At 39.7% G+C, this 4609-nt stretch carries 4 protein-coding genes; 3 read left to right on the forward strand and 1 reads right to left on the reverse strand.

Annotated features, from left to right (window positions below; genetic code table 11):
- Positions 1 to 369 precede the first annotated feature (369 nt).
- On the reverse strand, positions 370 to 1017 hold the full coding sequence (locus MKJ04_RS22630) for a hypothetical protein (protein ID WP_241644460.1): 648 nt from the start codon (positions 1015 to 1017) through the stop codon (positions 370 to 372).
- A gap of 852 nt (positions 1018 to 1869) precedes the next feature.
- Between MKJ04_RS22630 and MKJ04_RS22635 the strand changes: the two genes are divergently transcribed.
- The 3 genes from MKJ04_RS22635 (at position 1870) to MKJ04_RS22645 (ending at position 4234) form a co-directional block, all read left to right on the forward strand.
- Positions 1870 to 2781: a hypothetical protein gene (locus MKJ04_RS22635; protein ID WP_241644462.1), complete on the forward strand. Its 912-nt coding sequence runs from the start codon at positions 1870 to 1872 to the stop codon at positions 2779 to 2781.
- 135 nt (positions 2782 to 2916) lie between these two features.
- Positions 2917 to 3483, forward strand: a complete 567-nt coding sequence (locus MKJ04_RS22640; RefSeq protein ID WP_317246740.1) for a sensor histidine kinase — start codon at positions 2917 to 2919, stop codon at positions 3481 to 3483.
- A gap of 4 nt (positions 3484 to 3487) precedes the next feature.
- On the forward strand, positions 3488 to 4234 hold the full coding sequence (locus MKJ04_RS22645) for a LytR/AlgR family response regulator transcription factor (protein WP_241644464.1): 747 nt from the start codon (positions 3488 to 3490) through the stop codon (positions 4232 to 4234).
- Positions 4235 to 4609: the final 375 nt, after the last annotated feature.

Here is a 4609-nt window from a genome sequence, read left to right on the forward strand (position 1 = left end):
GTTGGTTTTTCTCTTCCATGTCTGCTGTGTTAAAGGTAGTACTCCTAATCCTTTGACACAGTTCATTTTACAGCCTCGAAAGTAATATTCTGGACAAATAAGGAGCCGTACTGTTTCCTTCTTAAAACTACCGTCCTGATGAGTGCTTCTGCTAGGTGCACGGTTTTATGCAGAGGGATAGCCATTACTCACACTTGTAGGAGCGAGTGGTAACTAATGAGTATTGTGCGTAGTCAAAAAAGGCACCGTCGTCGTAAACGACAGATGTTCTGGTTATCCTGGTTGGCATTCCTGTCTCATTCAACTTATAGGTAAAGTCAACAACTTGTTTCTTGCTCTCTTGATTGGGGTACGTCAGGGTATACCTCTTCAGCAGGTTCTTGGAGGGGTCCCAAGGTCTACAGATGGATTGAAGGCATTATCGTATTCTAATGGGAAAGCCGGCTTGTCAAGGTAATATTCATAGACGTACTCGTCAACAAGGTAACCGTTTGCTCCATACTCAACTATCATTTTGGCTAGGTTGCCGTTTATGTACTCGTAGATTTTGACTCGGGTTTCTGTTCCCCCATTGTTCTCCACTGTCCTTGCGGTCTTCGTTATATTTCCTTGTAGATCGTATTGATACTCTATTGAAACAATGGTACCCCCACTGGCAGATGTGGTCGCTCTTATTACATCACCCTGGGAATTATACTCCAGGCCCATCTCCCATACAACGTTAGGGCCATGAAATGTTTGAATTTTGCTGATCTTCCCGGCAGGGTTCCGTTCATACTTATTAATAAGTTCAGGTTCGTTCCTTTCTGTATAGGTAACGGACGCAATACGCACTTCTGCTTCATATTCCACAGCAGCTGTTCGATTACCTATGCCGGTGAAAGAGCTCATGTTTTCTTCGAGCACCATGCAGGGGGCTTCTATTTCAGCAGGCTCAGGGGCTGGGGTACCGCCCTCATTATTGCAGGATGCAAAGAGAAAGATGAGCAGGACAGGCAATAGGTAGATTTTTCTCATAAGTGTGGCCTTCGTGTGGCAATATTGTTTGCGTTATATATTATATATAAATAAGAAAAGATATAAATAATTTGTTTAATGTAAGGAGCTGGTTTAATAAACTTTGGGTTAGGAAGGATTATGTGGCCTGTATAAGTAACATGCCGCAATCTACATTACATCAAATCAATATAGTTTAAACAACAGTCAGATTATGAAGGTTATAATATTACAATGGACAGCCGTTGAGGTCTCACTAAATCCAGATCGGGGATTTACGAAGCTGCTTGACTCAAATGACAAAGAAGACCCTTTGGTAGGGCAGTACTATAGAAAAAGAGCAGGCCTCTATGAATGTCAGGCTTCCTAGACCGGAGCGAGTAACTTTAGGCGGCATCTCTGCGGCCACGTGGCATCGCTGGCTAAAGCCCAGCGAGCCATCCGGCGCGGTTGCGGTATGTAAAAATCCGGGCTCTATCCAGGGATATTCATTGACATCATATGGTTTATAGACCAAAAAAACATTGAAGACTCCTCATCTCGGGGAGTCTATTTGTTATATAAGTAATTATATGTTAATATAAGACCTGGATGAACAAAGCTTAAAGCTGTTAAATTTGGAAATTTTTAGCTGTCCAAAAATGCCCAAAGAAAGTGTGTATTCAGTGAAAGTGCTTCTTCGCCACGTTTGTTGGCCAGCATGAAAGCTGATATCTGCTGTTGTTAACCACACTATACGTTATATACTATTTTTTCAATATTGAAATACTGCACAAAATAATATATATACTATTTCAAACACTGCATTTCCTGTTTCATGGTTTTAGTTTGGCTATTATTGCCATAAGTTAGATGAAAATAAAACTTAACATTATGAAAAGGATAATCTTCATACTTCTCAGCTTCATTGTTGCGGTCTCTACTGTAAATGCACAAAAAGGCAACGACTTTTCCAGAAAGTACGCTGCTGGAGGAAAACTACTCATGAGTGTGGACAGTTCAGCCAAAAACGTTTATTATAACACTATATTCCCCAATCAACCTCGTACCTCCTTCAATTATTTGCCTGAAGTCAACAATGTAAGCATCCAAATTAATTTTAGAAAGGCAGATAGTGTACAGCACTATCGCTACACAATTTTGGTGGATGACAAACCACTAGTGGTAAACAAGCCGATCAACAAAGCACAACTAAAAGATGTTGATATAGATCCACATGAAGTATTCAGGTCTACAACACTTGGTGTTTTCCCTATTAAAGGCAAAACTATCACAACATTAATTTACAGCATCGAAAAACCTCTCGATATTGACAAAGCTGTTTTTTACGGGAAGCCCATTCCAAGAGCAAAGATTAAAGGTTTTTCAAAGCGTTTTTCAGTTGAAAATGGCGTTGACTACAGCAACATTACCGACCCAAAAGAAAGAACAGTTCTCACTTTCACTGAAAAAGACGACGAATTAACCATACTAAAAGACAAATCAGAAATTGACTATCTCTACTACACCACAATAAAAGACAAGCAAACAAATAAAACTATTTTCGAATCCACTGCCTGGCAGTATGGCGGCTATGTTGAAGAACATCAGCTTTTACCTTATGTGAAGATCGACAAAGGCGTCTTCAAAAAATCGGGAGATTATGAAATCATTATTCAGCCATTGATTAAATGGACTGGATGCAGAGATTGCGATTTTTCACCAAATGACATAGAAAAGTATATTACCAGACATACGCTTTCTATAACTTTAGATGAAAAAAACTACACCAAAAAAGAACTCTGAATATATACGCTCATCGTCGCATTTTCTATTGGATTAGTCTTTCTTATTATTCTTTACTTCACAAAAAAAAGAAACAAAAGAAAGCTGGCAGAAAAAGAGCAGCAAAAAAACACGGCAAAACTTCAACTTAACTCTATTCGTTCTCAATTAAACCCTCATTTTCTGTTCAATGCACTCTCTGGCATTCAAAATTTAATGAACAAAAACGAAATAGATAATGCCAATAAATACCTTTCTAAATTTGCCCGATTAACCCGTAATGTACTTGACGGCAAGGAACTGATTAGTTTATCACAGGAAAAAACTTTACTGGACGATTACCTGCAAATGGAGCAATTGCGGTTCGGCTTTAAGTACGAAATAAATCACTCCGTAGGCTTAGATTTAGAGAACATAGAAATACCAAGTATGCTGCTACAGCCTTTGGTGGAAAATGCGGTGAAGCACGGCATTTCGAAAAAAGCCACTGATGGAAAAATTAACATCACATTCACTAAGCAGGCAAATGACTTGACGTTAACCGTTACCGACAATGGAAACGGATTTGACGCTGAAAAAAAGAACGATGGCTTGGGCCTGCTATTAAGTGAGAGCAGAATAGCACTGTTAAACAGCATTTACAAAGAAAATCGCTTTTCGCTGGCTATACAATCAGCCACTAACGGCACTAAAGCAAGCTTAACATTATCCGATTGGCTATAACATAATGAGGGCAATTTTAATAGATGACGAAATTTCCAACTTAGAAAACCTTCGGACTCTGCTGGAAAAGCACTGTCCGCGGGTAACTATAATGGCAACAGCGCAAAGTGTAAGTGCTGCGGTTGATGCTATTGAAAAGTTTTTACCTGATTTAGTATTTCTGGATATTCAAATGGGCGAGCAAACAGGTTTCGATGTACTGAAACTCCTTCCAAGGCGGAATTTCGAGGTTATTTTTGTCACCGCTTACGATCAATATGGCATACAAGCTGTAAAGTTTGCCGCCTTGGATTATCTTTTAAAACCTATTGATATTGAAGAATTGATAAATGCGGTGAATAAAGCTGAATACAAACTGGCAACACAAAGACAGACTTCTCAGCTCGATTTTTTACTGCAACAATTGAAAAAGCCGGATACGAACGTTAGCACAATTGCCATACAAATGCAAAGCGAAACACGGTATGTTACTTTATCAGAAATTATACGTTGCGAAGCAGACAATACTTACACCTGTTTCTTTTTGGCCAATAGCGAAAAAATATTGGTCTCTAAATCGCTTAAAGAATATGCGGATTTACTGCGCCCTAACGGATTTTTAAGAACCCATCAAAGTCATTTAGTAAATCCGAAATATGTAAAAAGCTGGTTAAAAGAAGATGGTGGTATCCTACTCCTAACGTCTGGAGAAAAAATACCCGTCTCTAAACCCAACAAAGAAACAGTTAAACAAGCATTGCAACGGCAATAAGTAATGAAGGCTATTACGGTAAATTAATTACGAGATAAAAACGAGCTAAAGCGGCCCCGGCACAGCTTTTAAGGTTATGCACTACCTAAAAAAAGCCAAACCGAAGACCGCTCTATGGTAAGTTTAACGTCTTTGAACGTAAAGGAGTTTTTCATTTTACTTGAGGAGTTATACCAATATTGAATGATTTTACGCATGCTTTGTTTTAGGGGCATGGCACATCTAGACTATCAACAACTCATCAGGGAGGAGGTTGTCGAACTTCTCGAGGAGGAGAAAAGGCAACCGCAGTCCCGTCTCCGGGACCGGGTTCGTTTCATCCGCCTGCTCAAGGAGGGCACGGCGCGGACCCAGCAGCAGGCCGGGGAGTTGGTG

This window comes from Pontibacter sp. E15-1 (genome assembly GCF_022601975.1).
Lineage (GTDB): Bacteria > Bacteroidota > Bacteroidia > Cytophagales > Hymenobacteraceae > Pontibacter.